This window comes from Pseudomonas sp. GW460-LB5, assembly GCF_059423245.1.
In genome coordinates, this window is record NZ_JBWKXT010000001.1 from 268,280 (window position 1) to 294,203 (window position 25,924).

Sequence of the window (25,924 nt, forward strand, 5' to 3'; positions counted from 1 at the left end):
TCGCGGGCATGCCCGCTCCCACAGCTACAGCACAGTTCCCAAGGCCCATGCTGTACCTGTGGGAGCGGGCGCGCCCGCGAAGAGGCACTTATTGGCTAGCCTGGCTCTCCAGCCAGTCCAGTAACTCCATCAACCCTGGCGGCAAGCTTCTGGCCTGGCTTACCAGGTAATACCCTTTCCCGGTCACTACCTTCAGCGCAAACGGCATGCACAGCCGCCCCCCGCGCAAGTCATCGCCAATCAGCGACCAGTCGCCGATGGCCACACCCGTCCCCTGCGAGGCCATGGCCATCGCCATGTCCAGTGTCTCGAAATGCTGCTTCGGCCCATGAGTGGCCAACGTCACCCCCGCTGCCTGCAGCCACAACTGCCAGTCATGTTCATCCCGCGACGGGTGGAGCAGCATGTGCCGCGCCAGGTCTTCCACCTGCTGCAACGGTATCGGCCCCTCACGCAACGAGGGGGCGCACACGGGCGTAAGTTGTTCATCGAACAGCTTGCGCACATGCAGCCCGTGGTTTGGCGCATCGCCATAAACCACCGCTGCATCGAAGCCCTCGCGACGAAAATCCACGCCATGCTGCACCGTGGTGGTCAGCTCCACCGGTACGTCCGGGCGCAGTGCCTGCCATTCCATCAGGCGCGGCAGCAGCCAGCGCATCACGCAGGTTGGGGCCTTGAGCTGCAAGGTAGTGCTGCGTCCACCGACCTCACGCACGCCTTGCTCAATCAGCGCGAATACCTGCTGTACACGAGGCAGCCAGTCCTGGCCTTCGCGGGTCAGGCTCAGCCCGCGGGCCTGGCGCTGGAAAAGCGCATAACCCAGGTGCGCTTCGAGGGCAGCGATCTGCCGGCTGACGGCGCCTTGGGTGATGTGCAGCTGTTGCCCTGCACGGGTGAAGTTGCAGTGCTGGGCGGTAACCAGAAAGGTGTGCAGGGCGGGCAGGGGCGGGAAGCGTTTCATCGTGCTGAGCCATGATGACAGGACATGGCTAGTATGTGTTTTTTTGCATTGTGGCGGTAGCCGTGGCTTGGGTCCAATAAGGGCATAATCCAACAATATTCAGGGTGAAAACCGATGGCAACCTGCGGCGAAGTTCTGGTCAATCTCCTTGAAGGCTATGGCGTCGACCATGTCTTCGGCATTCCCGGTGTACATACCGTGGAGCTCTATCGTGGTCTGGCAGGCTCGTCCATTCGCCACATCACCCCGCGCCACGAGCAGGGTGCCGGGTTCATGGCTGATGGCTATGCGCGCACCCGTGGCAAACCTGGGGTGTGCTTCATTATTACCGGCCCGGGCATGACCAACATCACCACTGCCATGGGCCAGGCGTATGCCGACTCGATCCCGATGCTGGTGATTTCCAGCGTGCAGTCCCGTGACCAGCTGGGCGGTGGCCGCGGCAAGCTGCACGAGCTGCCCAACCAGGCGGCACTGGTGTCGGGTGTGGCCGCGTTTTCTCACACCTTGATGACGGCTGCAGACCTGCCGCAGGTGCTGGCGCGAGCATTTGCCGTGTTCGAGAGCGCCCGGCCGCGCCCGGTGCATATCGAAATCCCGCTCGACGTGCTGGTCGAACCGGCCGACTTCCTGCTGCCGGGCCGCCCGGTGCGTGGCAGCCGGGCAGGGGCAGCGCCGCAGGCCGTGGCGCAGATGGCCGAGCGCCTGGCAGGTGCAAGGCGGCCCTTGATCCTGGCGGGCGGTGGTGCGTTGGCCGCGGGGGCTGCGCTGGCGCGCCTGGCCGAACACCTTCAGGCCCCGGTGGCGCTGACCATCAATGCCAAAGGTTTGTTGCCGGCCAGCCACCCGCTGCAGATCGGTTCGACCCAGTCGCTGCCGGCCACACGTGCGCTGGTGGCTGAGGCCGATGTGGTGCTGGCGATCGGCACCGAATTGGCCGAAACCGATTATGACGTGACCTTCAAGGGTGGTTTCGAGATCCCGGGCAGCCTGCTGCGCATCGACATCGACCCGGACCAGACCGTGCGCAATTACTTGCCCGAGCTTGCGCTGGTGGCCGATGCCGGACTGGCTGCTGATGCATTGCTCGGTGCCTTGCAGGCCCTGCCGCAACCCGTGCGTGAAAGCACTTGGGGTGTGGCTCGGGTAGGCTGCCTACGCCAGGCTCTGGCGGCAGGTTGGGACCAGCCAACCCTGAGCCAGACGCGCTTGCTGAGCGCGATTCTCGAACGACTGCCTAATGCCGTCCTGGTGGGCGATTCGACCCAGCCCGTGTACACCGGCAACCTGACCCTGGACATGGACCAGCCACGCCGCTGGTTCAATGCCTCCACCGGTTACGGCACCCTGGGTTACGCCCTGCCTGCGGCCATGGGCGCCTGGCTGGGGAGTGCGGAGCAAATCGGTCAGCGCGCGCCTGCGGTGTGCCTGATTGGTGACGGCGGTTTGCAGTTCACCCTGCCAGAACTGGCCAGCGCGGTGGAGGCGCAGGTGCCGTTGATCGTGCTGCTGTGGAATAACCAAGGGTACGAGGAGATCAAGAAGTACATGGTCAACCGGGCGATCGAGCCGGTCGGGGTCGATATCCATACCCCGGACTTCCTCGGCGTGGCGCGGGCGTTGGGGGCTGCGGCGGAGCATGTGACGGACGTGAAGCAGCTGCAAGCGGCGCTGGGGCAGGCGGTGGAGCGCACCGGGCCGACCTTGATTCAGGTTGACCAGAATCAGTGGCAGGAAACCGTGGCGGGTTGAAGTCAAGCTATTGCCTGTACTGGCCCTTTCGCGGGCTTGCCCGCTCCCACAGGTGCTGCACATACTCTGAAGTTGTGCTGTACCTGTGGGAGCGGGCAAGCCCGCGAAGAGGCCGGTACAGGAAAAACAGGACTCAGCCAGCAGTAGCCCGCAACCGCGCCACATCCCGAATCGGTGGTGCGCCGTACAGCCGGCTGTACTCACGGCTGAACTGCGACGGGCTTTCATACCCCACCCGATAGGCGGCCACCGCCGCCTCAAGCCCGTCGTTGAGCATCAACCGCCGCGCCTCCTGCAGGCGCAGCTGCTTCTGGTACTGCAACGGGCTCATCGACGTCACGGCCTTGAAGCGATGGTGCAAGGTCGAGGTGCTGAGGTTGACCTCCCGCGCCAGATCCTCGATGCGCAGCGGCAACTGATAGTTGTTGTTCAGCCAGGTAATGGCCTGGCAAACCCGGTGAGTCTGGCTGTTGGCCAAGGCAATTTCATACAGCCGGCAACCCTGCGGCCCCCGCAGCAGGCGATAGAGAATCTCGCGGCGGAACAGCGGCGCGAGCATGGCGATGTCGCGCGGGGTGTCCAGCAGGCGCAGCAGCCGCAGCAAGGCGTCGAGCAATGCGGCATCGGTCCTTTCCACATACAGGCCACGGCCTGAGGGCCGGTTGGGTACCAGCATCGGCCCGCTTTCGGCGATCAGCTGGCTGATCTCGGCCGGGTCCAGGTCCATGCGCAGGCCAAGGCTTGGGTTCTCCGGGCTGGCGTCGAGCCTCACGCCACTCAGCGGCAAGGTCACCGAGACAACCATGTAATGCAGTGGGTCATAGGCGTATTGCTCGTCCCCGAGGAACAGGGTTTTGCTGCCTTGGGCAAGGATACACAGTGCGGGTTGTGCCAAGGTCGGCACCGAGCGCACGTTCTCGGTGTAGCGCACCAGGTACAGGTCATCGATGGCGGATGCCGGGCCATGAGGGTCGCCGGCGTGGCGGCGGATCAGCTCGGCCAGTTCCAGGCGCTGCAGTTCCAGGGGCGGGTCGATGGACGTGGCGGTGGTCATGATGGCTTTCCTCTACTGACCGACGCAGCATAGGTTTGGGCAAAGACGGGCGCTAGTCGAAAGCTGCACGTCGATTGCCTGATCCTGCCGCGCTGCAGGATCAGGCAATCGGCGAGCAGTATTGGCCTAACGCGCCGCGCGGGTGAGCCCCTAACCTTGGCAACCTGGCTTTTCCGTCCGCCTGCTTCAAGGAGATTGTGTAATGACCCTAAAACAACCGGTCACCCATCTTGCTTTCATCCGTGCCAGCAGCGGGCGCTCGGCAGAGCTGGGCGCGCGCCTGCGCGACCTGCTCGAGCCCTCGCGGCGTGCGCCGGGTTGCCTGAGTTTCACGGTGCAGCGCTCCCAGGCCGATGCCGACCTGTGGTTGCTCAGTGGCAGCTGGCAGGATCAGCAGGCGATGAGTGGCTACTTTGCTTCGCCGACCCTGGACGTGTTTGGCGAGCTGGTGCAGGCGCAAGTGGTCAGCAGCCTGGACTTGCATACCTTCGATTGAGGGTGGATGAGGTAAAGTGACGCCCTTGTTCAACCAAGCGGATAGCAACATGGCACGTAGGGAATTCACTCATTTCGAAGCGGTATCGGCGATGGTGCCTGTGGAAGGTGGCGGCTACAGCGCCGCCATTGCGGTCAAGGCCTTGAGCATGGGCGGCGCGCCGCGCTTTCACAAGGTCCTCGACGGGCAGGTATTCAAAGGCGCCGTGGCTGCCGACGAAGCGGCCACGGCCGAGCTGCAACGCCTGCAAGGCGTCAGCGAAGAGGGCGAACTGATCTGGTGATCAGGCCGGCGGGCGGGCCATCTTGAACAGGTTGCCCAATTCGAAATAGTCCGCCGGGCCACCACCACGCAGAATCGGTTCGGCAGCAGCGGTATCGTAGATGCCGTTTTTCAGCAGGTGCTCGGCAATATGCACCGCCACCACTTCGCCAAGGATCAGCCAGCTGGGCACCAGCTCCTGGTCGGCCCGCTTGAGCTGGACGATCTGGCTGACCTTGCATTCGAACGCCACCGGGGTTTCGCCTACACGCGGCACGCTGACGATGCGCGAGGGCGTGGCGGTGAGGCCGCTCAATTCGAACTCGCTTACCTCGGCAGCAACCGGCGCGCAGCTCTGGTTCATCTGCTCGGCCAGGGGGCGGGTGGCCAGGTTCCAGACGAATTCGCCGGTCTGCTCGATGTTGTTCAGGCTGTCTTTGCGCCCGACACTGCAGAAACCGATGATCGGCGGGATGTAGTTGAAGGCGTTGAAGAAGCTGTAGGGCGCCAGGTTCAGGCGGCCTTCGCGGTCGTGCGAGGAAATCCAGCCGATAGGGCGGGGGCCGACGATGGCGTTGAACGGGTCGTGGGGCAGGCCGTGGCCTTTGGCAGGTTCGTAGTAATACATCTGTGCTGGGCTTGTTGGCCCTACCTCCTGATGGACAAGGTGCCTAGTGTGCCAAGCCTGTGCTCGCCTGCAAATGATCAAGCCCGGCCAAAGCCGGGCTGGTTGCTCGCATCAGGTATCAGCTGATGCGGTGGGCGTTGGTGCGGTCAAAGCCGTCTTCGGCGAAGCGTTGGCCACCGGTGCGGTCAAAGCCGTCTTCGGCAAAGCGTTGGCCACCGGTGCGGTCGAAGCCGTCTTCGGCGAAACGCTGGCCACCGGTGCGGTCGAAGCCGTCTTCGCCAAAGCGTTGGCCGCCAGTGCGGTCAAAGCCATCTTCAGCGTAGCTAGCGGACTGTGTTTGAGCCGCGGCAAAGGTGTGAGCGCTGGTACGGTCGAAGCCATCTTCGGCGAAGGCGCCAGCTGCGAAAACCGAAAGGGCCAGGGTGAGGATCAGTTTGTTTTTCATGGTCGGTGCTCCATCTGTGCGAGAGGTTGTTTGTTTCTATGGGTTTAATCCTACGCTGATTAATTTGATTAAAAAGCGCAAATAATAGCGTCTAAAAATCGAATATATCGATGTGTCAGGGCGCACTTCGCGTGAGTCAGGTAGCGGTGTCGTTCACTCGCCGTAAGCTCTCGCGTATCGTTTCATCAGCCCTTGCAGCTTGAGGGTCGGGAATTAATGGGGCGTTAAGAACGAAATGTCTTGTTTCAAAGTTCAATCAACGCTTTTTTCATACATCACCAACCGATTTTTCAGACGCTGCTCAGCACCATCGCCGCACCTCAAACTGGAGCGGCACAACAATGAACAAACTCCCGCAAATCACCTTGGCCTTCTGGGTCATGAAGATCTGCGCTACCACCCTTGGCGAAACCGCCGGCGACTTGCTGTCGATGACGCTGAACATCGGCTATGCACTCAGCTCGTTGATGCTGATCAGCGTGTTCCTGCTGACCTTGGTCGGCCAGCTCTACTCCCGCCGCTACCATCCGATGCTGTACTGGCTGGTGATCCTCTCCACCAGCACTGCTGGCACTACCATGTCCGATTTCATGGACCGCACCCTGGGTCTGGGTTATGCCACGGGTTCGGCCCTGCTCATCGGGATCCTGCTGCTGACCTTCCTGGTCTGGCGCCTGAGCGGCAACCCACTGGACGTCACCCGCATCAAGAATCGTTCGGGCGAGCTGTTCTACTGGGTAGCGATCCTGTTTTCCAACACGCTTGGCACTGCCCTTGGCGATTACCTGGCCGATGATTCGGGGCTTGGTTTTGCCGGCGGCGCGCTGCTGATCGGCAGTGCCATCGCATTGGTGGTAGTGGCCCGTTACTGGACGCGCATCCCCGGCGTGGTGTTGTTCTGGGTGGCGTTCGTGCTCACACGCCCATTCGGCGCCACCTTGGGCGACTTCCTCACCAAACCCCATGAAAAGGGCGGCCTGGACTTCGGCACAATCGGTTCGTCGGCCGTGCTGGGCGGGGTGCTGCTGGTGCTGGTGCTGATGGCCACCTGGTACCAGCGTCGGGAACCGCGCCAGGTGTTGGAGATGTCCTGAACAGGCTCTGAGGCACGAGTGCGCCGATTAACTGAGCTATCCGGCTCACAGGATGAGCCGAATAGCATGTTTAATCGGCTCACAGCGAGATGAGTGTTGATCGAACAAATGAAAAGGGCGCACCTGGAACGGTGCGCCCTTTTCATTTCAGCAGCTTCACATTCACTCGGTAGTAATCCGCGAGTGTTGCTTGGTGTCCTTCATGGTCGCGTAAACCAGCAGCGAGCAGGCGATACAGGCGGTGACGTACCAGTAGAAGCCGCTTTCCATGCCAGCGCTCTTGAACCACAAGGCCACGTACTCGGCGGTGCCGCCGAAGATCGACACAGTCAGGGCGTACGGCAGGCCCACGCCCAGGGCGCGGATTTCCGTTGGGAACAGCTCTGCCTTGACCACGGCGTTGATCGAGGTGTAGCCGCTGACGATGATCAGTGCTGCCATGATCAGGAAGAACGCGCCCCACCAGGTCTGGATGGTGTGCAGGGTGCTGAGGATCGGTACGGTGAACAGGGTGCCTAGCACACCGAAGGCGATCAGGATCGGACGTCGGCCGATCTTGTCGGACAGGCCACCGATCACCGGCTGCAGGCACATGAACAGGAACAGCGTGGCGGCCGAGATGGTGGTCGAGTCGCTGATGCTCATGCCCACGGTGTTGACCAGGTACTTCTGCATGTAGGTGGTGTAGGTATAGAACGCCAGGGTGCCGCCCATGGTCAGGCCGACCACGGTCATCAGCTCCTTGGGGTGGCGCAGCAGGGTGCGCATCAGGCTTTCCTTGGCCTTTTCCTTTTTGGTGAACGAGGCGGTTTCTTCCATGCCGCGACGCAGGTACAGGGCAACCACTGCGCACAGCGCACCGATCACGAACGGCACGCGCCAGCCCCAGGCATACAGCTGCTCTGTGGTCAGAGTCTGTTGCAGGACAATCAGTACCGCCAGGGCGATGAGCTGGCCGGAGATCAGGGTCACGTACTGGAAACTGGAGAAGAAGCCACGGCGCTCCTTGCTGGCCATTTCGCTGAGGTAGGTGGCCGAGGTGCCGTACTCGCCACCCACCGACAAGCCTTGCAGCAGGCGTGCGATGACAAGCAGGATCGGTGCGGCGACGCCGATGGTTTCGTAGCCCGGGGTCAGGGCGATGACCAGCGAGCCTGCGCACATCAGCAGTACCGAGGCCATCAGCGCGGCCTTGCGGCCTTTGCGGTCGGCGTACAGGCCCATCAGCCAGCCACCGATTGGGCGCATGAGGAAGCCCACGGCGAAGATCGCGGCGGTGTTGAGCAATTGTGCGGTGGAGTCACCGGCCGGGAAAAAGGCCTTGGCGAAGTACAGCGAGAATGCGGCGTAGACGTACCAGTCGTACCATTCGACCATGTTGCCGATGGACCCGCTGAAAATCGACTTCAGGCGGCTGGCGGTGGTTTTTTCCGCGGCGGGCGCAGTGGCCGCCCCGGCGGGCAGGGAGGTGGCGTTATCCATCAGGGATACCTTCTCGTTGTTTTTGTGGAGCGCGCCGTGGCGCAGCTTGCCAGGGCAATTGCAGAAGGTGTGCCAAATGGGGGCGGGGTGATTCATTTGAGTGCAGGACCTTGTGGTACCTGGCCTGTAGGAGCGACCTTGCGTCGCGATGGGCTGCAAAGCAGCCCCAGGATCGCTCAGAGATAAGCGGATTTTTGCCTATCAACGATTGCAGGTAAGCGGAAATCCGCTCATTCGCGCCCGACAAAGTCCTCGCGCACCAGCCCATGCCGCTGCATTTTTTCGTTAAGCGTACGCCGGGGTAGCTGCAACGCCTCCATCACCGACTTGATCTCGCCCCCATGCAGTCGCAAGGCTGCGCGCAGGCATTGCGCCTCGAACGCTTCCATCTGCTCGCCCAGCGAAGGTCCGGCAGGTGTCACTTCAATGTTTGGCGAACCCAGCCCCAACGCATGCCGCTCCGCCGCGTTGGCCAGCTCACGCACGTTGCCTGGCCAGTCATGCGATAGCAGCTGCGCCAGCTGTGGACCCGTTAACGGCAAGGCATTACGACCAAGCTTTTCACCTGCGGCACGGGCAAAGTGCTCGAACAGCAGCGGAATGTCTTCGCGCCGCTCCCGCAGCGGCGCCAGGTGCAACTCGGCCACATTCAGGCGATAGGCAAGGTCTTCGCGAAAGCGCCCGGCGCGAGCTTCCTCGAGCAAATCTGGCTTGGTCGCGGCAATGACACGCAAGTCGACGCTGATGCTCTGGTTGGCACCCAGACGCTCCAGCTTCTGCTCCTGGATCACGCGCAACAGCTTGGCCTGTTGCGCCAGTGGCATGCTTTCGATTTCATCGAGAAACACCGTGCCTCCGTTGGCGTACTCCAGCTTGCCGATGCGCTTCCCCTGGGCGCCGGTGAAGGCGCCGCTCTCATGGCCGAACAGCTCGGCCTCGAACAGCGACTCGGGGATGGCCGCGCAGTTGAGTGCGACGAAGGGTTTGCTGGCGCGCGGCCCAAAATCGTGCAGGCAGCGGGCCACGCGCTCCTTGCCACTGCCGGTTTCGCCACGGATCAGCACATTGACCGGCAGGCTGGCCAGCTCCAGTACTTGTCGGCGCAGCTGTTGCAGGCCCTGTGACATGCCCAGCAGCGTGCCTTCCAGGCGGGACTTGAGGTCTGCCTGTTCGTGCAGCCGGCGGTTTTCCAGCACCAGCTGGCGCTTTTCCAGGGCCCGGCGCAGGCTGCCCAGCAGGTGCTGCGGGGTGAAGGGTTTTTCCAGGAAGTCGTAGGCGCCGCTGCGCATGGCCTCCACTGCCATCGGCACGTCGCCGTGGCCGGTCAGCAAGATGACAGGCAAGTCGGGGTCTTCCGCCTGCAGGCGTTCGAGCAACTGCAGGCCATCCATGCCCGGCATGCGCACATCGCTGATGATTACCCCGGGAAAGTGCTGCGGCAGGTGTGCCAGGCACTCTTCGGCGCGTGCGAACAGTTGCACGCCGAAGCCGGACAGGCTCAGCCATTGCTCGACCGCGGTGCGGATACTGGCTTCGTCATCGACGACGATCACTGAATTCAACATACAGGCTCCAGGTCACGGGGCAGGATAAGGCTCAGGCGTGCGCCACCGGGCAGGTTTTCGGCCTGCAACTGGCCACCGGCCTCGTGGACGATGCCGTAGGAAATGGCCAGGCCCAAGCCCAGTCCTTCGCCCACCGGTTTGGTGGTGAAGAACGGGTCGAAGACCTTGGCCAGGTCGGGCTGGGCAATGCCGCCCCCCGAGTCCAGCACACTCAGGCACCACCGCTCGCCCTCGGGCTCGATGCGCACCTCCAGGCGTTTGTAGCGCTTGTCGGCCATGGCGTCGAGGGCATTGCGCAACAGGTTGATCAGCACTTGCTCCAGGCGGATGGCATCGCCGCGTACCCAGGCCGGGCGCGCCAGGTACAGGGCAACCTCTACCTCCTCAGTGCGAATGCGGGTTTCCAGCAGATGCAGTGCCTGGTCGACAACGGTGGCCAGGTCGAGGCGCTCGCGCAGCCCGACCGGGCTGTTGCGGGCAAAGGTTTTCAGGTGGCTGGTGAGCGCGGCCATGCGCGTCAGCATTTGCTCCAGTGGCTCCAATGCCTGGCGCGCTTCGTCATGGCGGCCATGGTCGAGCAGCAGGCGAAGGGTTTCCAGTTGCATGCGCTGGGTGGTCAGTGGCTGATTGATTTCGTGGGCCATGGCGGCCGACATCTGCCCGAGCGCCGCCAGCTTGGCTGATTGCACCAGGCCTTCTTGAGCAGTGCGCAGTTCGCGGGTGCGCTCCTCGACCTGGCGCTTTAGTTCTTGCCGGCTGCGCTGGCGCAGACGGGCCAGGCGCAGGCGCTGGCTGACGAACAGGGCGGCGAACACCAGGCTCAGCCAGACGGCAGCGGCGCCGAGGGCGGCATTGCGGCCGTCGGCGGCGACCTGCGGTTTGCGCAGCAGGTGCAGGGTCCAGTTTTCGCTTTCCAGTGGCAGGCTTTCCCACAGGTACTCGGCGCTGCCCTCGGGGCCTTGCACGCGGCTGAGGGTACTGTTGGCGGCAAAGCGCGTCAGCACCTGATGCTGCAACGGCACCAGCGGTTGCTTGTCGTACTGGCGTGTTTCGGCCAGTTCGGCACGGTCGGCACCACTGAGCGGCTGCAGCTCGCGGTAACGCCAGCCGTCCTGGTTGGCAATGAAGGTGATGCCGCGGGCGTCGCTTACCAGCAGGATGTCGCTGCCCTGGCGCCACTCGCGTTCAAGTTCGGGGAACTCCAGCTTCACCACCATGGCGCCGAGGAAGCGGCCATGCTCGTCGTTCACCGCGCTGGCGAGGAAGTAGCCCGGCACGCCACTGGTCACGCCCACGGCGTAAAAGCGGCCACTGCCCTGGCTGCGGGTCTGCTTGAAGTAGGGCCTGAAGCCGTAGTTGGAACCGACGTAGCTGCTGGGCAGCCGCCAGTTGCTGGCGGCGATGGCCAGGCCGGTGCGGTCAAGCAGTTCGAGCGTGGAGGAATTTGCGGCGCCGTTGATGCGTTCGAGCTTGCGGTTCAGGGCGTTCTGCACCTGTTCGCTGACAGGGTCGCGCAGGGCGGCGATCAGTTCCGGGTCCAGCGCCAGCACGGCGGGCAGGGCGCGGTAGCGGTCTATCAGGGTGTGCAAGGTATTGGCGTACAGGCCCAACTGCTGGCTGGCACGCCGGGCGTCGTCTTCCATGGCCTGGCGCTTGGCCTGGTGCATGGCCCACCCGGCACTGAGGGCGGTGCCCAGCACGATCAACAGGGTGATCAGCCCCAGACGCAGGGCGCGAAAGGAAAAGGGCATCGGGGCGGATCCGGATGATGGTGATATCGGGGTTGGCCTCTTCGCGGGCTTGCCCGCTCCCACAGGTACTGCACAGGTCCATCGGGCTGTGAGTATCCTGCGGGAGCGGGCAAGCCCGCGAAAGGGCCGGTACAGGCGACCTTTCAGTTACAGCAGTTCGAAGCTCTGCTGTTGCACCGCCTGGGAATCCAGCCCGACCTGGACATTGAACTCCCCTGGCTCGGCAACCCGCTGCAGCTGGCCATTGTAGAACTTCAGGTCTTCCTCACTGATGCGGAAGGTCAAGGTGCGTGACTCGCCCGGCTTGAGCATCAGCTTCTGGAAGTTCTTCAGTTCCTTTACCGGGCGGCTCATCGACGCCGACACATCTTGCAGGTACAACTGCACCACGGTCTCGCCGGCTACCTTGCCGGTGTTCGCCACCGTCACCTTGGCCTCCAGTGTGTCCCCGCGCTTCAGGTCCTTGTTCGAAAGCTTCAGGCCCGACAGCTCGAAGCTGCTATAGCTCAGACCATAGCCGAACGGGTACAGCGGGCCGTTGGGCTCTTCAAAGTACTGCGAGGTGTAGTTGCCCGGTTTGCCAGGGGTGAAGGGCCGACCGATGCGGGTGTGGTTGTAGTACATCGGGATCTGCCCGACCGAGCGCGGGAAGGTGATGGCCAGCTTGCCGGACGGGTTGTAGTCACCGAACAGCACGTCGGCAATGGCATTACCGCCTTCAGTTCCGGCAAACCAGGTTTCGAGAATGGCGTCGGCCTGCTCTCGCTCCCAACTGATCGACAGCGGCCTGCCGTTCATCAGCACCAGCACCAGCGGTTTGCCGGTGGCCTTGAGGGCTTTGATCAGCTCGCGCTGGCTGGCCGGAATTTCCAGGGTGGTACGGCTCGAAGACTCGTGGGACATACCGCGGGACTCGCCGACCACTGCCACCACCACATCGGATTGCCTGGCCGCCTTGACCGCTTCATCGATCAGCACCGCAGGCGGGCGCGGGTCGTCGACGATTTCCGGGGCGTCGAAGTTGAGAAAGTTCAGGTAATCGAGGATCGCCTTGTCGCCAGTGACGTTGGAGCCTTTGGCGAAGACCAGCTTGGCCTTGCCTTCCACGGCGCGGCGCAGGCCTTCGCGTACGGTCACCGAATGCACCGGTTTACCGTCGGCGGCCCAGCTGCCCATCATGTCGATCGGGGCATCGGCCAGCGGGCCGACCAGGGCGATGGTGCCGGCCTTTTTCAGCGGCAGGGTCTGGTTGCGGTTTTCCAGCAGCACCAGGCTGCGGCGTGCCACGTCGCGCGCAGCTTCGCGGTGCAGGCGGTCGTTGCCGTAATAGTCTTTCAGGTCGGTTTCGGCTTTGCCGATGCGCACGTAGGGGTCCTTGAAAAGGCCCATGTCGTACTTGGCACCGAGCACTTCGCGTACCGCCTGGTCCAGTTCGCGCTGGGTCACTTCGCCGGACTTCAGCAGGCCTGGCAGCTCTTCGCCGTACAGGGTGTCGTTCATGCTCATGTCGATGCCGGCCTTGATCGCCAGCTTGGCGGCTTCACGGCCGTCACGGGCGACGCCGTGGCGGATCAGCTCCTGGATGGCGCCGTGGTCGCTGATGGTCACGCCTTTGAAGCCCCACTCCTTGCGCAGCAGGTCATTCATCAACCAGGTGTTGGAGGTGGCCGGCACACCGTTGATCGAGTTCAGCGCCACCATCACCCCGCCAGCACCGGCGTCAAGCGCGGCGCGGTACGGCGGCAGGTAGTCGTTGTACATTTTCGGCAGGCTCATATCGACCGTGTTGTAGTCGCGCCCGCCTTCCACTGCACCATACAGGGCGAAGTGCTTGACGATGGCCATGATGCTGTCGGGGTTGGCCGGGCTGCTGCCCTGGAACGAGCGCACCATCACCTGGCCGATCTTCGAGGTCAGGTAGGTGTCCTCGCCGAAGCCTTCGCTGGTACGGCCCCAGCGCGGGTCACGGGCGATATCGACCATGGGGGCAAAGGTCATGTCCAGGGCGTCGGCCGAGGCTTCGATGGCGGCAGTGCGGCCGACCTTGGCGACGGCGTCCATGTCCCAGGTGGCGGCCATGCCCAGGCCGATCGGGAAAATGGTGCGTTCGCCGTGAATGGTGTCGTAGGCGAAGAACATCGGGATCTTCAGTCGGCTGCGCATGGCCGCGTCCTGCATGGGGCGGTTTTCGGGTGCGGTGCGCGAGTTGAAGGTACCGCCGATGCGGCCTGCTGCGATTTCCTCGCGGATCTTTTCGTGGGGCATTTCCGGGCCGATGCTGATCAGGCGCAACTGGCCGATCTTCTCGGCTTCGGTCATCTGGCTGATCAGGTGCTCGATGAACGCCTGCTTGTCCTGCAGGGGCGGGGCGTAGGGGGCGGCAAGAGCCGCCTGACTGGCAAGGCCCATGGCCAGGCCCAGCAAAGACAGTTTCATCATCAATTCCGTTGTGGGGCCTCTGCCGTATCCAGGGTGATACGCGCGCGGCCGGAGTTTTCAGGCGGCTATTGTTGTACGATTTGCAGGCTTAGGTTCCAGCAGCGGATTATGCCTGAATATGTCCCCTGCGGATGAAGCCCCGAGTGCCGGGACAACAACTATAAGAACGCTCAAGAGACCGACGGCATGACCCCCTTCGACGAGTACCATCAACGGCAGATTGCCGAAGCCATTGCGCGTGCCGAACGGCGCACCGATGCCGAACTGGTGACGGTGCTGGCCCGCCGTGCCGACGATTACGCCTATTGGCCGTTGTTCTGGGCCGCCGTGCTGGCGCTGGTTGTACCGGGCCTGTTGCATTGGCTGCTGGGCTGGCCCGGCGTGCGCGGCTTGCTGGTGGCCAACGTGCTGCTGTTCGTCGGCTTGTGCCTGCTGCTACGCAACCCGCGCCTGGCCGGCTGGCTGATCCCCCGTGGCCTGCGTCGCTGGCATGCTTCTCGGCTGGCCCGCCAGCAGTTTCGCGAGCAGAACCTGCAGCGCACCGCAGGCGCCACGGGCGTGCTGATTTTCGTCAGCGAGGCGGAGCGGCATGTGGAGATCCTGGTCGATCGGGGTATCGAACACTGCCTGGATGCTGAAGCCCGCGCGGCCATGGGTGCCCGCCTTGCCGAACAGGTGCGCCAGGGCCAGACGTTGCAGGGCTTTGTCGAGTGCATCGAGGCGTGTGGCGAGCTGCTTGGCCAGCACGTGCCGGCAACCCATGCCCGTAACGAGTTGCCCAACCGGCTGGTCATTCTCGATTGATTCGGATCCGCCTGGCTTGACGCGTTCCCTGTGGGAGCGGGTTCACCCGCGAATGCTGCCTGGAGGCTACCGACGCATTCGCGGGTAAACCCGCTCCCACAGGGTGTAGAATGCGCTTCCCGCTATTCGAGGCACCGTTTCTCCATGTCCGCCAGTACTTCCGCCCACTCCGCGCCGGATGCGCGCGCTCAGTTTCTCGACCTGCTGAACGCCGCCCTGCACGGCGATACCTTGGTCAAACTGGTGCTGGCGCGCCATGTCGGTGCCGACCAGACATTGCAACGGATCATCGCCAAGCCGCTGCAGGTCAAGGGCCAGCCGTGCCTTTCGCTGGTCTACCGCCACCAGACGCGTGACATCACCCGCAACCTGCCGCTGGACCAGGCCCAGGCGCTGGTCGCCGAGCTGCTGCCAGACAGCTTCCGCAACGCCCACCTGTTCGATGCTGACGGCGAAGTGCAGCTGACCTTCAGCAAGAAGGGCAAGCCGATGCTGCAGCGTCACGGCGCACAGGCACCGCGTGATGTCACTGCCAGCAGCGGCCATGACCGCGAGAAGAAGCGTTACCTGGCGTTGTCGCGCCCGTTTTTGCGTGACCTGGGCGTAACCGATGCACAAGGCGCGCTGATTCCGTCGATGTCGCGCAAATGGAAGCAGATCAACAAGTTCATCGAGGTCTTCGACCACGCCCTGGCCAGCGCTCCGGTGCCTGCCGGGCAGGCACTGCGGGTGGCCGACTTTGGCTCGGGCAAGGGTTACCTGACCTTCGCCATGCACGATTACCTGCGCAACAGCCTGGGCCGCGACGCACAGGTAACTGGCGTGGAACTGCGCCAGGACATGGTCGACCTGTGCAACAGCGCTGCCGCACGCCTCGACCACCCGGGCCTGGAGTTTCAGTGCGGTGATGTGCGCAGCGTGGTGCCTGAGGCCATCGAAGTGATGATCGCCCTGCATGCCTGTGACATCGCCACCGACTACGCCATCCATACCGGTATCCGCTGCAACGCCGCGATCATCATGTGCTCGCCGTGCTGCCACAAACAGATCCGCCCGCAACTGCATAGCCCGGGGTTGCTGCAACCCATGCTGCAGTACGGCCTGCACCTGGGCCAGCAGGCCGAAATGCTGACCGACAGCCTGCGCGCGCTGTACCTGGAAGCCTGCGGTTACGAGACCAAGGTGTTCGAGTTTATCTCGCTGGAGCACACCAACAAGAACAAGATGATTCTTGCGGTGAAGCGGCCCAAGGCGGCAGATAACGGGGCGTTGCTGGAGAAGATTGGCCAGCTCAAGGCGTTCTATGGGGTGCAGGAGCATTGCCTGGAGACGTTACTGCGGGCGGATGGGTTGCTCTGACGGCTGCACGTCGGACCTGATTGAGGCGCACATTGGGTATGAATCTCCAATCGATGTAGGGAAATTCCTAATCGCACTTTGCGGCGATTTCTTTCATCAGCCTTTCTGTAGTGTGGCGTGCACGCTTGTCGAGCGTTTTGGTTGTCAGTTGACAACTCTCGAGTGGCGGGCTCACACTGGAGAAAGCTGATGGCACGCCCCTGTCACGCCAAGAAAGAGGTCGAGCAGGCCTTGAGGCACGCAGAGTCAAAGGGATGGAAAATCGTAGTGGGCGGTGGGCACTGTTGGGGAAAGATGTATTGCCCCCTCAATGATGCCGATTGCCGGTGCGGGGAATACTGCATTGTCAGCGTATGGAGCACGCCGAAGAGTGCTGGCAATTTTGCGCGACAGCTAAAGCGTGTGGTCGACAACTGTTCGGGCAGCCGGAAGGCAGCTCATGCGCCGAATGCTTGGAAGGAGTAATCGCAATGGAGTACGAGTTCACCCTGAAGTATCAATTGGGCGAAAACGAAGATACCGATGTGCTATTGGAGCGTCTGGCTGAAGGCGGGTGTGATGATGCGTTGGTTGGCGTAGGTCAGCCGGGTCGGTTGGCACTGGCATTCATTCGCGAATCTTCCTCTGCCAAAGAGGCTATCGAGAGCGCGCTTGCTGACGTTGGCAAAATTGTTCCGTGGGCTCGCCTGATCGAAGCGACTCCCGATCTCGTGGGGCTTACCGATGTGGCTGAGATCATCGGCATGTCTCGGCAAAACATGCGGAAATTGATGGTGGCGCATTCGGTCAGCTTTCCTGCACCTGTTCACGATGGCAGTACTTCTCTCTGGCACCTTGCCGACATTTTGCTCTGGTTGCAGGAGCGAGGCAGCTACTCGATTGCTCAGGGCACCTTGGAGCTGGCTCGCATAGCGATGGCTGTCAATGTTTCCAGTTCATACAAGCGTGTTTTCGGCGAGTCTGGCTTGGCCCATTGAGCTTGTGCACCGAGCCCACCTCATCTTCGGTTAAGCGGCATCTCAGTAGCTAACGCCGCCAGCCCCAACGGATGCGTACTGGCATCAAAGAAATGCACCTGCGTCCCCGCCAGATTTCCGAATCGATCAATATAGTGTTGCTTCTGGTTGATCACTGAAGCCTCGCTCAATGGCCTTATGGCAATCGACAGATGCTGTGGCCGCGCCTGGCGGATGGCTTCGAGCAGGTGCTGGTCACTGCTGTCCAGATGCTGCCCGAACAGGCATAGCCCTTGGCTTTCCCGGGCCAACTGCCCAAGGCACCAGCTCAGGTAGTCCGAGTTGCGGATGGCGCGCAGTTTTTCGTCGCTGCGGTCTTCGTTGACGAACAGCGGCACCTCTCCGGGGATGTTCACCGCAAAGCCATCGAGCAGCTCGGCGTTGTCGGCGCTGCGTTGGCGTGTGGTGCCGTCAGGCAGCTTGAGCAAGTGCAGGCCGCCATGCAGGTGCAGCACCCGGGTGCCTTCGCTGCGGGTGCGGCGCACATCGAAAAAGCCTTGCTCGTCGAACAGGTTGGCGAAGCCATGCGGAGCGTGTTGTATGGCCCAGGGCAGCAGCAAGTCGTAGTTGCTGGTGTAGATACTGCGGTAGCCGCGCAGGGCCTGGTTGAGGGCTGCCAGGGTGGTGGCTGGCATCAGTGACCACGGCAGGTGCACCGTGCGCACGGCGTGGATCAACCCTTCCTTGATCGAGTAGTAGCGGTTCAGCGGCGCGGTGGAGTTGATGGCCAGCGCGGCGTTGGCGCGCACGGTGGTGTTGAGGGCGCTTAGCACGGGCTCGAACAGTTCTGTGCCCAAGGATTTGAACAGCGCCTGGTCGCTGACCGCCAGGCCTTTCTTGCGGCCGGCGCGTTGCGCTTCCTCGAACAGCGAGAAGTAGCCAAACGGCTTCCACACTGCGCGGCTGGCACCGTTGCCCAGCAGCAGGGCGTCGCAGGGGTGGCGGGCAGCGAGTTCTGGCCAGGGGGTGAGGGTGGCGTCAAGTGCGGGCATGCTGGGGTCCGTTGGGTGGAGCGGAGAACGGGGCGACTTTAGCATGTCATGCACGGTGTGCGAGGGTTGGTGTCCACGCCAGGGTCTTGTGTTGGCTGCACTGGCCCTGTCGCCGGCAAGCCAGCGCCTACAGGTACGGCACAGCCCATGAGCCTTGCGTCGTACCTGTGGGAGCTGGCTTGCCGGCGATAGGGCCAGTGGTCATAAAACACCTCTTTAGTCCTGCTCGGCAGCCGGCACACTGCGGTTCCGGTTGCGCCACACCCGGTACGCGCGAATCCCGGCCCGTACCGATCCGAACAGCAGCTTGTCTTCCATTTCCCGCGCCATCCCCGAGCGTACCAGCATGCGCAGGAACGTACCCCGGGCGCGTGCGATGGCAAAGAAGATGCCTTGCGCGGCCAGGGTGTCGCGTACTTCACGCAGGGCAGCGATGCCGCTGACGTCGATGTTGGTGACTGCTTCGGCATCGAACAGCACGGCCTTGGGCTGGTCCTGGCTCTGTACCGCCTCGAGCAGGCGCATCTTGAAGTAGTCGGCGTTGAAGAACAGGATCGCGTCGTCGAAGCGGTACACCACCAGCCCTGGCACGGTGCGCGCGTCCTTGAATTTGCGGATGTCGACCTGGCCTTCGGTCCCAGGCAGCCAGCCCAGTACGGCATCGGTGGGCTGGTAGATGCTGTACAGCAGGCGCAGGATCGCCAGGGTGACGGCAAACACGATACCGGGCAGCACGCCCAGACCCAGTACGCCGACCGTGGTCAGCAGACACAGCCAGAACTCGAAGCGGCTAAGACGCCGGATGCTGCCCAGTGACTTGATGTCGATCAGCCCCCAACCGGCCATGAGCAGCACGGCGCCCAGTGCACCCTGCGGGATCCACGCCATGGGCGCGGTGAAGAACAGCAGGATCAGGGCGATCACCAATGCCGCGATGATGCCCACCAGCTGGCTTTTGCCACCGACCATGTCGTTGACTGCCGTACGCGAGTCGGCGCCGCTGATGGCAAAGCCCTGGGAGATGCCGGCCGCCAGGTTGCTGACGCCCAGGGCGACGAACTCGTGGTTGGCGTTGATCGCATAGCCATGCCGGGCGGCAAAGCTGCGCGCTGTCAGCATCGCGCTGCAGAAGCTCACGGTGGCAATACCCAGGGCGTCGCGCAACAGGCTTTTCATTTCCTCCAGGTTGCTGTGCGGCCAGGCCAGCTGCGGGATGCCGGCAGGTACCGGGCCCAGGACGGCAACGCCGAAGCGGTCAAGGCCGAACAGCCCGGCCAGCAGCATGAACAGCGCCACTACCGTGAGGGCTGCAGGCAGGCGCGGGTAGCGCCGCGGCAGCCAGATCAGCAAGCCCAGGGCGGACAGGCCGATGAGCAACGTGACCCAGTGAATTTCCCCCAGGCGCTGGAAGAAATTGATCAGGCTGAGGATGAAACCGTCGCCTTCGATCTTGAACCCTACTACTTTGGACAGCTGCCCCGCGATCAGGCTCAGGCCGATGCCGTTGAGGTAGCCGATCAGGATTGGCCGCGAGAAGAAGCTGGCGATGAAGCCGGCACGGGCAAGGCCGGCAGCAATCAGCATCACGCCGACCAGCACGGTGACGATTACCGACAGTTCGACGATGCGCTGCGGGTCGCCCATGGCCAGCGGAGCCACAGCACCGGCGATCATCGCGCAGGTGGCGGCATCGGGGCCGACCATCAGTTGCCGCGAGCTGCCGACCAGGGCATAGACCATCATGGGCAGAACGCAGGCATACAGGCCGTATTGTGGCGGCAGGCCGACGATTTGCGCATAGGCGATGGCGATGGGGATCTGGATCGCTGCGACCGAGAGCCCGGCCTGCAGGTCGGCATGCAGCCACTCGCGGCGGTAGTGCAGCAGGTTGGCAAGGCCCGGTAGCCAGCGGGAAAGAAACATGCGTCATCCTTTCGAAATGTTTCACGAATCCATTGAGCATATGCGCCACAAGCCGTTTCGCGTGCACGCGTATACATCCGCAGGGCATTGAAGCGGATCAGCAGGCAATTGGCCATAGGCCAGGTCAACGTGGAGGCAGAAACGAAAAAAGGAGCCAAGGCTCCTTTTGACTGCGATGACGTTGCTGGAACGTCATGCTGGAATGCAATGTGGAGCGGGTAGAGGGAATCGAACCCTCAACTAAAGCTTGGGAAGCTTTCGTTTTGCCACTAAACTATACCCGCGTCTGCGCAGCACTTTTTACCAGAACCCTCCAAGAATTAGAAGCCCAAGTTATAAAAAAAGCTTGTCGGCACCCCATGGCTTGCGGGATCAGCTACAGAGTGCCGAGGCGCTCAGATGGCCAACGCATGCTGCCCCTGCTGAACCTGCCGGTAGTGTTGACGAGGCTCACGCACAGTCGGCTTGAGGAAGCCCAGCAGGGCGCTACGGGTATTTTCGCAGGCGGTCTTGTTTTCCATGTCGAGGAAATGCCCCGCGTCGCGGATCACGCTGAACTGGCTTCTGCCCACATGCTTGCCGAACTGCCGGGCATCTTCGGCCGTGGTGTATTCGTCGCGGTCGCCGTTGACGAACAGTACCGGGATGTCGATATTCCGCGCACCCTCCAGCGCTCGTCCCAGGTCGTGTTGCAGTACCTGGTTGATGTGAAAGTGCATCTGCGCGTACTCGTGGCTGTCCAGGCTGCTGACGTGCCGGTAGTTGAAGCGCTTGAACAGTGACGGCAAGTGCTTGCCGATGGTGTCGTTTACCAGGTTGCCGACCTGATACCGGTCGCAGGCGGCCAGGTACTGGCAGCCACGGTCCAGATAGTCGCGCATCGGCTCGTTGATCACCGGCGAGAACGAACTCACCACTGCCTTCTTCACGTTCCGCGGCTGGTGCGCCAGCGCCAGCAGCGTGCTTGCGCCACCCCACGAGAACGACATTACATGGTCTGCCTGAAAGTGCTCTATCAGCTCCAGGAGGATATGCGACTCGGTCTCCTTGCTGATCAGGCGCTCCTGACGGTTATGCGGCTTGGACTTGCCGGCATATGGCTGGTCGAACAGTACTACATTGAACTGCGGGTGCAGGTTACGTACCGTCTGGGCGAACGAGGCGGTGGTGGCCAGCGAGCCATTGATCAGGATGATCGTATTCTCGGCCGCATCCGCGCGATAGAACTCCGTGTAAACCCGATACTGACCTTGGATATCAAGTACAGCGATTTCTGGCCTCATGTCATCGACTCCTGGCGCAAAAAGGGTATTCGCGTCACCTAGGGTGCACGTTCTTTATGACAGGTAGGCATTTGCCTGAAGAGAAACCGGGGGGCCCTGTGTCGATCCTTGGCACGTGCGTCGACGGTATTGTTTTTGGCGGGCAATTTGCCGTGCCCCAAGGCATCAAGGCTTTGGGTAGCCGGCAAAAAGTGTCTTCGACTGCAAGCGTGACTTGGTAGTCACATGCAGACTGACGATTTGGATTCAAGCAGTGGGTCGCGGATCGCGCAAGTGCCGTTCGGGGGGAAATGTGACTTTTGTCGCTCAGTGGTCGTATGACGACCCTGCACTGTCTGTGCCGGCCTATACAGTGGCTATTTCTGCCGCCGTCAGCTCCCGGAAGTCCCCCGGCGCCAATCCCGGGTCCAGGCGGATCGCTCCCATGCTCTCCCGGTGCAACATCACCACCTTGTTGTCGAAGAACCCGAACATGCGTTTGACCTGGTGATAGCGCCCTTCGACGATCGCCAGCCGAGCCCGGCGCGGGCCGAGGATATCCAGCTGGGCGGGCTGGGTAGTCAGGTTCTCGAAGGCAAAGTAGAAGCCCTCACGGAACCTGGCCACATAGTGCTCGCCAATTTCGTTTTCGGTTTCCACCAGATAATGCTTTGGCAGCTTGGTGGCAGGCTGGGTCAGGCGCCGAGACCATTGGCCATCGTTGGTCAGGAGCATCAACCCGGTGGTGTTGAAATCCAGGCGCCCGGCAATGTGCAGGTCATCACGCAGTGCTGTGGGCAGCAGGTCGAGCACGGTGGGGTGTTGCGGGTCCTGGGTGGCGCTGACGCAACCCTGTGGCTTGTGCAGCATCAGGTAACGCGCGGGGCGGCCCGCCTGGAGCAATTGCTCGTCCAGCTCGACACGGTTGAATTCACGCACCTCGGTCAGCGGGTCGCTGACTACTCGGCCATCCAGGCGCACACGGCGTTGCGCCAGCATCAGGCGAACTTGCTGGCGGTTGTGGCAGGGGAGGTTGGCGAGGAAACGGTCGAGGCGCATTGGAGCAGGTCAGTGGGGAGTGGTGGAGCGCAGTTGTGCCTCAACGGCGGCGCAGCGCGGGCACAGGCAGGCTTTGTCCCGCAACTCGGCGGGCAGGGCCTGCAGCACGGCCGGATCGATACTTACGCTATAGCACCAGCAAGCCTGGGTGGCCCGACGCGGGTCGGCCAGGCTGCATTGGTTCAGGGCTCCGCAAGCGGGGCAGTGTTGGCTGTCATTCATGGCGGGTTTCACTGCAGACGCGGTTGCGGCCGGCCTGCTTGGCACGATAAAGCGCACGATCGGCGCGGGTCAGCAGGGCGTGCAGGGTATCCCCTGGCTGCAGGCTGCTCAGGCCGATGCTGATAGTCAGGCGCAGCGGCTGTTCTTCGTAGCTGAAGGTCAACTGTTCGGCACGGCGGCGGATCTTTTCCGCCACCTCGATGGCCTGTCGGCCTTCGGCTTCACGCAGCAGCACGATGAATTCCTCACCGCCCCAGCGGCACAGTATATCTGACTGGCGCAGGCTGCCTTGCAGTACATTGGCGAATTGGCGCAGCACTTCGTCGCCTGCCAGGTGGCCATGGGTGTCGTTCAGCGCCTTGAAGTGGTCCAGGTCGATCAGCAATGCCACCAGCGGCCCACTGTCGCGCTGGGCTTCGTGCAGGGCTTGGGCGGCGAGCAGGTCGAAGCTGCGCCGGTTGGGCAGGCCGGTGAGGCTGTCGAGGGTAGCCAGGGCTTCGGTGCTGGCCTGGTGACGGCGGACCATGGCATGCACCAGCGCCAGGACCACCAGCGTAATCATCGCGCAGATGGCCAGGTTCAGGTACAGAGAGTGGCGGATGCGGTCGAGGGCGCCGGTTTCGCGCTTGTCCACCAACAGGTACCAGTCCAGTTCGGGCAGGTGGCGCACATTCAGGAAGTGGCTGTGGTTATCGCTGTCGCGGTATTCGTGGCTGCCTTCACCGGGCACCAACTGCTCGGCCAGTACGTCGTTCAGTTCGGGGTTGTCGCTGAGCGGCTGGCCGACCCGCAGACCATGCGGGCCACCTTCCGAGCCGGTCATCAACACCCTGCCCTTGGCGTCGGTGAACACCACCGAACGCTGGTAGCGGCGTTGATACTGGTCGATCAGCTTGACTACCGACGATACGCTCAGCCCGACGCCGGCGGCACCGATGAAGCGGTGCTGGTAGTCGTGCACCTGGTAGTTGATGAAGACCGCCAGGCTGTCCTGGTTGGCCATGTCCAGATCGACGTTGATCTCATAGGGGGCTTTGAGGTCACGCAGGCGGAAATACCAGGCATCTCGCCAGGTGCCTGGTTCGACGTGCTTCAGCACGCCTTTGGCCTGGTAATAAGTGAGGGTGCGGTCAGACACGAAAAAGGATGTGGAAGTGTCCTGCTTGCCCATGACTTCGCCAAGGTAGCGCGTCATGCGCTCGGTATCCTGCTCGCCGGACAGCACCCAGTCGCGCAGGAAGGTGTCCTGGGCCATCATCGAGGCGATCAGCACCGGACGGATAAGGTCCTTCTGGATTTCCGAGTAGACCGTGTCGGAAGTCAGCGGCAGTTCGGTATTGATGATGCCGTCGCGAATGGCGCTGCGCGAGGCGAAGTAGCTGAGCAGTGAAGTGGCGAGGAAGCCGCAGGCCAGTAGCACCAGCAGGGTAAAGATCAGCGAGCGCTGCGAAAACAGAGCGGAACGTAACGGCATGATCTTCCCGTGATGTGTGCCAGGGCGCCCATTCTAGTGAGATGGCCGGCAAATGACTGCAAGTTTTTTGGGGTTATCGCACCTGTATCAAATTATTGCATAAACGGCACTGCACCTCGGCTTCGCGGTCTTATTCAGTGTCGATGAACGCGTTATGCATCGATGCTCGCCAGCGCCGCTGTTCGGGCACTCCAGCGGTCCAGGAGGCCGCCATGTACTCTCGAATCCTGTTGATCGCCCTCTTGGGGCTGATGACTTCTGCCTGCGCCCCGTACTACGAGAGCGGGGGCTATTATCGCTCGGATTACTACTCTACCGACCGCTACGTGTCGCCAGGGTACTACCGCTATGACCGTTACTACGTGGCGCCGCAACCGCGCTATTACTACCAGCCGGCACCGCGTTATTACTATCGGTCGGCGCCCGCGCCGCAATACCGGCCGTATCCGCAGCCGGGTGTGAACCAGTGGCACGGCAACCCGCGCTATGACTATGGCAACCGCAATCGGCAGGACTACAGGCAGGATCGGGACCGGCATGATTATCGTGATGGCAGCCAGCGCTACCAGCACGGCGACTGGCACTCCAATGGGCAGGGTAATGATGGCGGACGCCGGGATGGCCGACCTGGGCAAGGGCGAGGCGGAAACTGGCAGCGTTAGTTGAGTGAACGCTGCCCCAGATCCTTGAAGTCAACTCAGATCCGCCAATGGATGCCGCCCCTCCCACGCCTTGGAAAAATGCGCCTCGACCACCGCCGCCGGTACCTGAGCCACATCCGGCCAGTGCCAGCGGGGGTGGTTGTCCTTGTCCAGCAAGCGGGCTCGCACGCCTTCGCTGAATTCCGGGTGGCGGCAGCAATTCAGGCTCATGCAGTATTCCATCTGGAACACTTGCGCCAAAGACAGGTGCTGCGCCCGGCGAATCTGTTCCCACACCAGGTGCGCGGTCAGCGGGCAGCCGTCGTGCAGCCGCTGGCCTGCTTCTGCAAGCAGTGGGTCGTCATGGTGCTTGAGCCCCTCCAACGCCCGCCAGGCCGCTGCAGCATCGGCCACATCCAGCAACGCATCGATCACCTGCCGCCGTGGCAGCCACTGGGCTTCGGGCAGCTCGGCGCAGGCGCGGTGCTGTTCGGCCTTGAGCAGGCTGTTCAATTGCAGGGCGGTCTGCTCCTGCCAGTTCAGTTGCAGCAGCTCTTCGATCAGTGCCTCTTGCTGGTGCTCCCCAAAAAAGCGGTCCGCCAGGCCCAGATCGAGGGCGTCGCGTGCATTGATCGGCGCTCCGGTCAGCCCCAGAAACAACCCCAGCTTGCCCGGCAGCCGGGCGAGGAACCAACTGGCACCCACGTCGGGGTACAGGCCGATACTGATTTCCGGCATCGCCAACCGGCTACTGGGTGTGACAATGCGTACATTGGCGCCCTGCAGCAGCCCCATGCCGCCGCCCAGCACATGCCCATGGCCCCAGCACAGCAGCGGCTTGGGGTAGGTGTGCAGGGTGTAATCCAGGCGGTATTCGGCGGCGAAGAACGTGGCGGCCAAGGGCGGCACGCTGCCGGGGTGCTCACGGCAAGCCTGCACCAGTGCCCGCACATCGCCCCCGGCGCAGAATGCTTTGCTGCCGTTACCGCGCAGCAGCACGCAGACGACCCCAGGGTCGCGCGCCCAGTCATGCAGTTGTTCGCCCAGCACCTCGATCATGGGCAGGTTCAAGGCATTGAGCGCCTTGGGCGCATCCAGGGTTGCGATGCCGATGCGGGCGCCGTCGGCGCCGGTGAGTACCTCACAATGAATGGCCATGGACTACCTCGCTCAGTCATCGCACAAGTATGGCCTGCCTGCCCGAACATGCCGGTCGTCGGTCGGATCGTTTGACAAGCGGG

24 protein-coding genes and 1 tRNA gene are annotated in these 25,924 nt (G+C 62.6%); 9 read left to right on the plus strand and 16 right to left on the minus strand.

Annotation, left to right across the window (positions count from 1 at the left end):
• Window positions 1-88 precede the first annotated feature (88 nt).
• Entirely contained in the window at window positions 89-964 is an 876-nt protein-coding gene (locus tag AC07XM_RS01260; RefSeq protein WP_016488866.1) for a LysR substrate-binding domain-containing protein, read from the minus strand.
• Window positions 965-1,078: 114 nt separating this feature from the next.
• On the opposite strand from AC07XM_RS01260, the gene AC07XM_RS01265 reads away from it, so the two are divergent.
• Window positions 1,079-2,716, plus strand: coding sequence for a 5-guanidino-2-oxopentanoate decarboxylase (locus AC07XM_RS01265; RefSeq protein WP_016488865.1), 1,638 nt, complete (start codon window positions 1,079-1,081; stop codon window positions 2,714-2,716).
• Between the two features lie 133 nt (window positions 2,717-2,849).
• Here the strand turns inward: AC07XM_RS01265 and AC07XM_RS01270 are convergent, their stop codons facing one another.
• Window positions 2,850-3,770, minus strand: a complete 921-nt coding sequence (locus AC07XM_RS01270) for an AraC family transcriptional regulator (RefSeq protein ID WP_060517525.1) — start codon at window positions 3,768-3,770, stop codon at window positions 2,850-2,852.
• Window positions 3,771-3,972: 202 nt separating this feature from the next.
• On the opposite strand from AC07XM_RS01270, the gene AC07XM_RS01275 reads away from it, so the two are divergent.
• Complete coding sequence (locus tag AC07XM_RS01275; RefSeq protein ID WP_016488863.1) at window positions 3,973-4,266, plus strand: putative quinol monooxygenase; 294 nt, start codon at window positions 3,973-3,975, stop codon at window positions 4,264-4,266.
• A 16-nt stretch (window positions 4,267-4,282) separates the two neighbouring features.
• Window positions 4,283-4,549 carry a hypothetical protein gene (locus tag AC07XM_RS01280; protein WP_016488862.1) on the plus strand — a complete coding sequence of 89 codons (267 nt, stop codon included), beginning with the start codon at window positions 4,283-4,285 and terminating at the stop codon, window positions 4,547-4,549.
• Here AC07XM_RS01280 and AC07XM_RS01285 read toward each other — a convergent pair whose 3' ends face one another.
• Both AC07XM_RS01285 and AC07XM_RS01290 read right to left on the minus strand, forming a co-directional pair.
• Window positions 4,550-5,155, minus strand: coding sequence for a flavin reductase family protein (locus AC07XM_RS01285; RefSeq protein ID WP_016488861.1), 606 nt, complete (start codon window positions 5,153-5,155; stop codon window positions 4,550-4,552).
• A 118-nt stretch (window positions 5,156-5,273) separates the two neighbouring features.
• Window positions 5,274-5,600 carry a hypothetical protein gene (locus tag AC07XM_RS01290; protein ID WP_102688912.1) on the minus strand — a complete coding sequence of 109 codons (327 nt, stop codon included), beginning with the start codon at window positions 5,598-5,600 and terminating at the stop codon, window positions 5,274-5,276.
• 341 nt (window positions 5,601-5,941) lie between these two features.
• Between AC07XM_RS01290 and AC07XM_RS01295 the strand changes: the two genes are divergently transcribed.
• Complete coding sequence (locus tag AC07XM_RS01295; RefSeq protein ID WP_023047319.1) at window positions 5,942-6,694, plus strand: COG4705 family protein; 753 nt, start codon at window positions 5,942-5,944, stop codon at window positions 6,692-6,694.
• Between the two features lie 162 nt (window positions 6,695-6,856).
• Here AC07XM_RS01295 and AC07XM_RS01300 read toward each other — a convergent pair whose 3' ends face one another.
• The 4 genes from AC07XM_RS01300 to bglX all read right to left on the minus strand — a co-directional run bounded on the left by AC07XM_RS01300 (window position 6,857) and on the right by bglX (window position 13,931).
• Window positions 6,857-8,176 carry an MFS transporter gene (locus tag AC07XM_RS01300; RefSeq protein WP_024717451.1) on the minus strand — a complete coding sequence of 440 codons (1,320 nt, stop codon included), beginning with the start codon at window positions 8,174-8,176 and terminating at the stop codon, window positions 6,857-6,859.
• 230 nt (window positions 8,177-8,406) lie between these two features.
• Window positions 8,407-9,741: a sigma-54-dependent transcriptional regulator gene (locus tag AC07XM_RS01305; RefSeq protein WP_023047318.1), complete on the minus strand. Its 1,335-nt coding sequence runs from the start codon at window positions 9,739-9,741 to the stop codon at window positions 8,407-8,409.
• Complete coding sequence (locus tag AC07XM_RS01310) at window positions 9,735-11,492, minus strand: sensor histidine kinase (protein ID WP_016488856.1); 1,758 nt, start codon at window positions 11,490-11,492, stop codon at window positions 9,735-9,737. The genes AC07XM_RS01305 and AC07XM_RS01310 overlap by 7 nt, the downstream gene beginning before the upstream one ends.
• A 147-nt stretch (window positions 11,493-11,639) precedes the next feature.
• Entirely contained in the window at window positions 11,640-13,931 is a 2,292-nt protein-coding gene (bglX, locus tag AC07XM_RS01315; protein ID WP_023047317.1) for a beta-glucosidase BglX, read from the minus strand.
• Between the two features lie 186 nt (window positions 13,932-14,117).
• On the opposite strand from bglX, the gene AC07XM_RS01320 reads away from it, so the two are divergent.
• The 4 genes from AC07XM_RS01320 to AC07XM_RS01335 all read left to right on the plus strand — a co-directional run bounded on the left by AC07XM_RS01320 (window position 14,118) and on the right by AC07XM_RS01335 (window position 17,124).
• Window positions 14,118-14,735, plus strand: a complete 618-nt coding sequence (locus AC07XM_RS01320; RefSeq protein WP_016488854.1) for a TPM domain-containing protein — start codon at window positions 14,118-14,120, stop codon at window positions 14,733-14,735.
• Window positions 14,736-14,879: 144 nt separating this feature from the next.
• Complete coding sequence (locus AC07XM_RS01325) at window positions 14,880-16,094, plus strand: class I SAM-dependent methyltransferase (protein ID WP_016488853.1); 1,215 nt, start codon at window positions 14,880-14,882, stop codon at window positions 16,092-16,094.
• A 189-nt stretch (window positions 16,095-16,283) separates the two neighbouring features.
• Complete coding sequence (locus AC07XM_RS01330; protein WP_083283771.1) at window positions 16,284-16,559, plus strand: hypothetical protein; 276 nt, start codon at window positions 16,284-16,286, stop codon at window positions 16,557-16,559.
• Window positions 16,560-16,860: 301 nt separating this feature from the next.
• Window positions 16,861-17,124: an SWIM zinc finger family protein gene (locus AC07XM_RS01335; protein WP_134792750.1), complete on the plus strand. Its 264-nt coding sequence runs from the start codon at window positions 16,861-16,863 to the stop codon at window positions 17,122-17,124.
• On the opposite strand, the gene AC07XM_RS01340 is transcribed toward AC07XM_RS01335, so the two are convergent.
• From AC07XM_RS01340 to AC07XM_RS01370, 7 genes are all read right to left on the minus strand, one after another.
• The gene (locus tag AC07XM_RS01340) at window positions 17,092-18,102 is read right to left on the minus strand and encodes a DUF4917 family protein (RefSeq protein WP_070087032.1); all 1,011 of its coding nucleotides are present in this window, start codon (window positions 18,100-18,102) and stop codon (window positions 17,092-17,094) included. The genes AC07XM_RS01335 and AC07XM_RS01340 overlap by 33 nt on opposite strands.
• A 216-nt stretch (window positions 18,103-18,318) precedes the next feature.
• On the minus strand, window positions 18,319-20,025 hold the full coding sequence (locus tag AC07XM_RS01345) for a SulP family inorganic anion transporter (protein ID WP_016488850.1): 1,707 nt from the start codon (window positions 20,023-20,025) through the stop codon (window positions 18,319-18,321).
• Window positions 20,026-20,235: 210 nt separating this feature from the next.
• A tRNA-Gly gene (locus AC07XM_RS01350) sits at window positions 20,236-20,309 on the minus strand.
• Window positions 20,310-20,420: 111 nt separating this feature from the next.
• The gene (locus AC07XM_RS01355; RefSeq protein ID WP_095115995.1) at window positions 20,421-21,308 is read right to left on the minus strand and encodes an alpha/beta fold hydrolase; all 888 of its coding nucleotides are present in this window, start codon (window positions 21,306-21,308) and stop codon (window positions 20,421-20,423) included.
• A 345-nt stretch (window positions 21,309-21,653) separates the two neighbouring features.
• A complete protein-coding gene (locus AC07XM_RS01360) occupies window positions 21,654-22,346 on the minus strand; it encodes a pseudouridine synthase (RefSeq protein ID WP_016488848.1) in 693 nt (230 codons plus the stop codon).
• A gap of 9 nt (window positions 22,347-22,355) precedes the next feature.
• On the minus strand, window positions 22,356-22,568 hold the full coding sequence (locus tag AC07XM_RS01365; protein ID WP_080641083.1) for a cysteine-rich CWC family protein: 213 nt from the start codon (window positions 22,566-22,568) through the stop codon (window positions 22,356-22,358).
• Window positions 22,561-24,042 carry a sensor domain-containing diguanylate cyclase gene (locus AC07XM_RS01370; RefSeq protein ID WP_016488847.1) on the minus strand — a complete coding sequence of 494 codons (1,482 nt, stop codon included), beginning with the start codon at window positions 24,040-24,042 and terminating at the stop codon, window positions 22,561-22,563. The genes AC07XM_RS01365 and AC07XM_RS01370 overlap by 8 nt, the downstream gene beginning before the upstream one ends.
• A 212-nt stretch (window positions 24,043-24,254) precedes the next feature.
• Here AC07XM_RS01370 and AC07XM_RS01375 point away from each other — a divergent pair, with 212 nt between their 5' ends.
• Window positions 24,255-24,704, plus strand: coding sequence for a hypothetical protein (locus AC07XM_RS01375; protein ID WP_016488846.1), 450 nt, complete (start codon window positions 24,255-24,257; stop codon window positions 24,702-24,704).
• Between the two features lie 30 nt (window positions 24,705-24,734).
• Here AC07XM_RS01375 and dspII read toward each other — a convergent pair whose 3' ends face one another.
• Window positions 24,735-25,841 (minus strand): enoyl-CoA hydratase/isomerase DspII, encoded by a 1,107-nt coding sequence (gene dspII / locus AC07XM_RS01380; RefSeq protein WP_016488845.1) that lies wholly within the window; start codon window positions 25,839-25,841, stop codon window positions 24,735-24,737.
• Between the last annotated feature and the right edge of the window lie 83 nt (window positions 25,842-25,924).

Excerpts from the sequence above, each read along its gene's own strand:
- bglX (WP_023047317.1), bottom strand. The coding sequence starts at position 13,931 with ATGATGAAACTGTCTTTGCTGGGCCTGGCCATGGGCCTTGCCAGTCAG.
- AC07XM_RS01270 (WP_060517525.1), bottom strand. The coding sequence starts at position 3,770 with ATGACCACCGCCACGTCCATCGACCCGCCCCTGGAACTGCAGCGCCTG.
- AC07XM_RS01365 (WP_080641083.1), bottom strand. The coding sequence starts at position 22,568 with ATGAATGACAGCCAACACTGCCCCGCTTGCGGAGCCCTGAACCAATGC.
- AC07XM_RS01320 (WP_016488854.1), top strand. The coding sequence starts at position 14,118 with ATGACCCCCTTCGACGAGTACCATCAACGGCAGATTGCCGAAGCCATT.
- AC07XM_RS01290 (WP_102688912.1), bottom strand. The coding sequence starts at position 5,600 with ATGAAAAACAAACTGATCCTCACCCTGGCCCTTTCGGTTTTCGCAGCT.
- AC07XM_RS01370 (WP_016488847.1), bottom strand. The coding sequence starts at position 24,042 with ATGCCGTTACGTTCCGCTCTGTTTTCGCAGCGCTCGCTGATCTTTACC.
- AC07XM_RS01295 (WP_023047319.1), top strand. The coding sequence starts at position 5,942 with ATGAACAAACTCCCGCAAATCACCTTGGCCTTCTGGGTCATGAAGATC.
- AC07XM_RS01325 (WP_016488853.1), top strand. The coding sequence starts at position 14,880 with ATGTCCGCCAGTACTTCCGCCCACTCCGCGCCGGATGCGCGCGCTCAG.
- dspII (WP_016488845.1), bottom strand. The coding sequence starts at position 25,841 with ATGGCCATTCATTGTGAGGTACTCACCGGCGCCGACGGCGCCCGCATC.
- AC07XM_RS01375 (WP_016488846.1), top strand. The coding sequence starts at position 24,255 with ATGTACTCTCGAATCCTGTTGATCGCCCTCTTGGGGCTGATGACTTCT.
- AC07XM_RS01310 (WP_016488856.1), bottom strand. The coding sequence starts at position 11,492 with ATGCCCTTTTCCTTTCGCGCCCTGCGTCTGGGGCTGATCACCCTGTTG.
- AC07XM_RS01275 (WP_016488863.1), top strand. The coding sequence starts at position 3,973 with ATGACCCTAAAACAACCGGTCACCCATCTTGCTTTCATCCGTGCCAGC.
- AC07XM_RS01260 (WP_016488866.1), bottom strand. The coding sequence starts at position 964 with ATGAAACGCTTCCCGCCCCTGCCCGCCCTGCACACCTTTCTGGTTACC.
- AC07XM_RS01285 (WP_016488861.1), bottom strand. The coding sequence starts at position 5,155 with ATGTATTACTACGAACCTGCCAAAGGCCACGGCCTGCCCCACGACCCG.
- AC07XM_RS01340 (WP_070087032.1), bottom strand. The coding sequence starts at position 18,102 with ATGCCCGCACTTGACGCCACCCTCACCCCCTGGCCAGAACTCGCTGCC.
- AC07XM_RS01300 (WP_024717451.1), bottom strand. The coding sequence starts at position 8,176 with ATGGATAACGCCACCTCCCTGCCCGCCGGGGCGGCCACTGCGCCCGCC.
- AC07XM_RS01355 (WP_095115995.1), bottom strand. The coding sequence starts at position 21,308 with ATGAGGCCAGAAATCGCTGTACTTGATATCCAAGGTCAGTATCGGGTT.
- AC07XM_RS01330 (WP_083283771.1), top strand. The coding sequence starts at position 16,284 with ATGGCACGCCCCTGTCACGCCAAGAAAGAGGTCGAGCAGGCCTTGAGG.
- AC07XM_RS01360 (WP_016488848.1), bottom strand. The coding sequence starts at position 22,346 with ATGCGCCTCGACCGTTTCCTCGCCAACCTCCCCTGCCACAACCGCCAG.
- AC07XM_RS01305 (WP_023047318.1), bottom strand. The coding sequence starts at position 9,741 with ATGTTGAATTCAGTGATCGTCGTCGATGACGAAGCCAGTATCCGCACC.
- AC07XM_RS01345 (WP_016488850.1), bottom strand. The coding sequence starts at position 20,025 with ATGTTTCTTTCCCGCTGGCTACCGGGCCTTGCCAACCTGCTGCACTAC.
- AC07XM_RS01265 (WP_016488865.1), top strand. The coding sequence starts at position 1,079 with ATGGCAACCTGCGGCGAAGTTCTGGTCAATCTCCTTGAAGGCTATGGC.